The 3,480-nt window shown below is 60.9% G+C and carries 3 protein-coding genes; all 3 read right to left on the reverse strand.

Annotation, left to right across the window (positions count from 1 at the left end; genetic code table 11):
* Positions 1–275 precede the first annotated feature (275 nt).
* The 3 genes from WH50_RS25260 to cysT are packed head-to-tail and all read right to left on the reverse strand — an operon-like array spanning position 276 to position 3,134.
* Positions 276–1,337 carry a sulfate/molybdate ABC transporter ATP-binding protein gene (locus tag WH50_RS25260; RefSeq protein ID WP_110190191.1) on the reverse strand — a complete coding sequence of 354 codons (1,062 nt, stop codon included), beginning with the start codon at positions 1,335–1,337 and terminating at the stop codon, positions 276–278.
* A gap of 27 nt (positions 1,338–1,364) precedes the next feature.
* Positions 1,365–2,264 (reverse strand): sulfate ABC transporter permease subunit CysW, encoded by a 900-nt coding sequence (gene cysW, locus WH50_RS25265; protein ID WP_110190193.1) that lies wholly within the window; start codon positions 2,262–2,264, stop codon positions 1,365–1,367.
* A 33-nt stretch (positions 2,265–2,297) separates the two neighbouring features.
* Complete coding sequence (cysT, locus tag WH50_RS25270; RefSeq protein WP_110190195.1) at positions 2,298–3,134, reverse strand: sulfate ABC transporter permease subunit CysT; 837 nt, start codon at positions 3,132–3,134, stop codon at positions 2,298–2,300.
* Positions 3,135–3,480 lie beyond the last annotated feature (346 nt).

The following is a 3,480-nucleotide window of genomic DNA, read 5'->3' on the forward strand; positions in this document are numbered from 1 at the left end:
GCGCTTCGATACCATTCAATGTGTGAGAACAAGAGCTCGGGAGTGAATCTACGTCACGACATCATGTGCCCAGGGTGCCGTCCACTTCACCGAGCTCTTTGGAGTCGCTGGTAGCTAATCAGAAACTCCAGAAGAGATACAAGGGTGCCGGTGAGGTACGAACCGCACCAGTCACCGGGCCAAAGACTGACATTTCGAGTTTTCACACGGTGCGGTTCACTTCGTTCACCACACCCTACATCACTGCACCAATCCGTCGGCGCGGTTCGCCACCCTCACCCCAGCTGCTCACTGAATACCCGTGCACCGTGGGGGCGTAGCCAGGCCTGTTCGCCCTGCACCAGCCCCAGCTCGCGGAAGCGATATTTGGGCAGCTCCGCGTGAATCACCTCATCGCTACCCTGCTGGCGTAACTCCAGCCGTACCGTTGGCCCCACCACTGTTACCAGTTCCAGCTGTGCGCGCAGGCTGTTGGGTGTGGCTTCGGCAAACAGGTCCAGCTCATGGGGGCGCACATACAGCTGCCCCTGTTCGCTGTGATCGCCCGGCTGCGCCAGTGGCAGCACCATGCCTGCCACCTCCGCCACGCCCTGATGAATACGTGCCGGGAAGCGGTTGACGCTGCCCAGGAACTGATAGACGAAGGGGTTGGCCGGATGATCGTAAACCTGCTCCGGTGAGCCGTCCTGCTCGACCCGGCCCCGGTTCATCACCACCACCCGGTCGGACACTTCCATCGCCTCTTCCTGATCGTGGGTAACGAAAACGCTGGTGACGTAGATTTCATCGTGCAGCCGTCGCAGCCAGCGCCGCAGCTCGGCCCGCACCTTGGCATCGAGGGCGCCAAAGGGTTCGTCCAGCAGCAGTACCTTGGGTTCCACCGCCAGTGCCCGCGCCAGTGCAATACGCTGACGCTGGCCGCCGGACAGCTGTGACGGGTAGCGTGCAGCGGTCCAGTCCAGCTGCACCAGCTCCAGCAGGCTCATCACCTTCTTGCGGATCGTCGCCTTGTCGGGGCGCACAGCGCGGGGTTTGACCGTCAGCCCATAGGCCACATTGTCAAACACCGTCATATGGCGGAACAGCGCATAGTGCTGGAACACAAACCCCACACCGCGTTCGCTGACATGGCGATCGGTGCTGTCTTCACCGTGCAGCAGGATGCGCCCGCTGTCGGCGGCTTCCAGACCGGCAATGATCCGCAGCAGACTGGTCTTGCCGGAGCCGGACGGCCCCAGCAGTGCCGTCAGCTGGCCATCTTCAATGGACAGGCTGACGTTATCGACGGCGACAAAGTCACCGAAGCGTTTATTGATCTGTTGAATCTCAATACTCATGGTGTGTCTCCCACCGGTCAGTCTCTATCAGTGCGCACCATGGCGGCGGCGTTCGTCTTGCCATTCGATCAGGGTCTTGATGGCGATGGTCAGCAGTGCCAGACCTGTCATCAGCGAGGCCACAGCAAAGGCCGCGGTAAACATGTATTCGTTGTAAAGCACTTCGATATGCAGCGGCATGGTGTTGGTTTCACCACGAATCCGCCCGGACACCACCGCCACGGCGCCAAACTCGCCCATGGCGCGGGCATTACACAGGATCACACCGTAGATCAGCCCCCACTTGATATTGGGCAGGGTGACCCGCCAGAAGGTCTGCCAGCCACTGGCCCCGAGGGTCAGGGATGCCTCCTCCTCTTCCTTGCCCTGCTGCTGCATCAGCGGGATCAGCTCACGGGCGACGAAGGGCAAGGTGCCAAACACACTGACGATGACGATACCCGGTACGGCGAAGATCACTTTCAGGTCGTGTTCCGCCAGCCAGGGTCCGAGCCAGCCATGGGCACCGAACAGGATGACGAAGATCAGCCCCACCACCACCGGCGAAATGGCAAAGGGCATATCAATCAGCGAAATCAGGATCGGCTTGCCGCGGAAATCAAACTTGGCGATGGCCCAGGCGGCAGCGACGCCGAAGATCACGTTCAGCGGCACCACAATCACCACCACCAGCAGGGTCAGACGAATTGCCGAACGGGCATCAGCATCGTTCAGTGCCTGCCACCACACGGCCAGCCCGCGCTCAAAGGCGCTGTACAGCACCACGGTCAGGGGCAGCAGCAGAAAGGTGGCCAGAAAAGCGACGGCGATACCGATCAGGGTCCAGCGCAACCAGCGCGGTTCTTCAGTAGCACGTTGCCAGCGCCGGGCGACCGGCACAGCACCGGCAGCCAGCCCATCGGCGGCATCATGGGTCAGGGAATTCATGCATTTCTCTCCGTTCTTGTGACCGCCCGCCCCTCAGGCGCGGCGGCTGGCCCAGGCCTGCAGGCCATTGATCAGCAACAACAGTACAAAGGCAGATAACAGCATCACCGTGCCGATGGCCGCCGCGCCGTGGTAATCGAACTGCTCGGCCTTGGCGACGATCAGCAGGGGCGTGATTTCGGTGCGGTAAGGCATATTGCCGGAGATAAACACCACCGAACCGTACTCGCCGATGGCGCGGGCAAAGGCCAGCGCAAAACCAGTCAGCAATGCTGGCAGCAGGGAGGGCAGAATCACCCGGCGCAGCGTGGTAAAACGGCTGGCGCCCAGGCTGGCCGAGGCCTCTTCCAGTTCGGCTTCCAGATCAGCCAGCACCGGCTGCACCGTCCGCACCACAAAGGGCAGGCCGATATAGGTCAGCGCCATAATCACCCCCAGCTGGGAATAAGCGATCTTGATGCCGAACGGCTCCAGATACTGGCCAATCCAGCCGCTCTTGGCATACAGGGTCACCAGTGCAATACCGGCCACTGCCGTGGGCAGGGCAAAGGGCAGATCGACCAGTGCATCCAGCAGCCGTTTACCGGGAAACTGGTAGCGCACCAGCACCCAGGCCACCAGTGCACCAAACAGCAGATTGATGCCCGCCCCCGCCAGCGAGGCCAGCAATGACAGGCGGTAGGAAGCCAGTACCTGTGGATGGGTGACCGCCGCAACAAAGTCATGCCAGCTCATGCTGACGGTGAACAGCAGCAGGCTGGCGACCGGCAGCAGAAAAATCAGACTGAGATAGAACAGGGTAAAACCCAGGGTCAGGCCAAAACCGGGGATGACTCTGGGCGTGCGATTAAGCGGAACAGTGGCAGACATGGCATCACTCCGAGGCAAAGGGGATTAGCGATCGACCGGCAGCCTGCCTTGGCAGGTCCCTGAAAACCTATCTGCGTTGCCGAATACCGCGTCAAAAACACGCTCACAGCCAAAGGCTGAACGTGCTTTAGCACGGCCCCGAAGGGGCGAGCATAGGGAGTGCTCATTGAGTTCACTCCACTCCGCTTTTCACCTGATGCTTGTGCTCTGGGAGCATTGGCTTGTCTCGGCTACCTCGATAACGTTTGCAACGGCCTGTTCACTATGCAGCGGTGTGTGGAAAGACACACCGGTTGCCGAACAGTGCCACTGCCTTGGGCGGCAGTGGCGGGGCAGATCACCACTT

This window comes from Pokkaliibacter plantistimulans, assembly GCF_003194385.1.
Lineage (GTDB): Bacteria > Pseudomonadota > Gammaproteobacteria > Pseudomonadales > Balneatricaceae > Pokkaliibacter > Pokkaliibacter plantistimulans.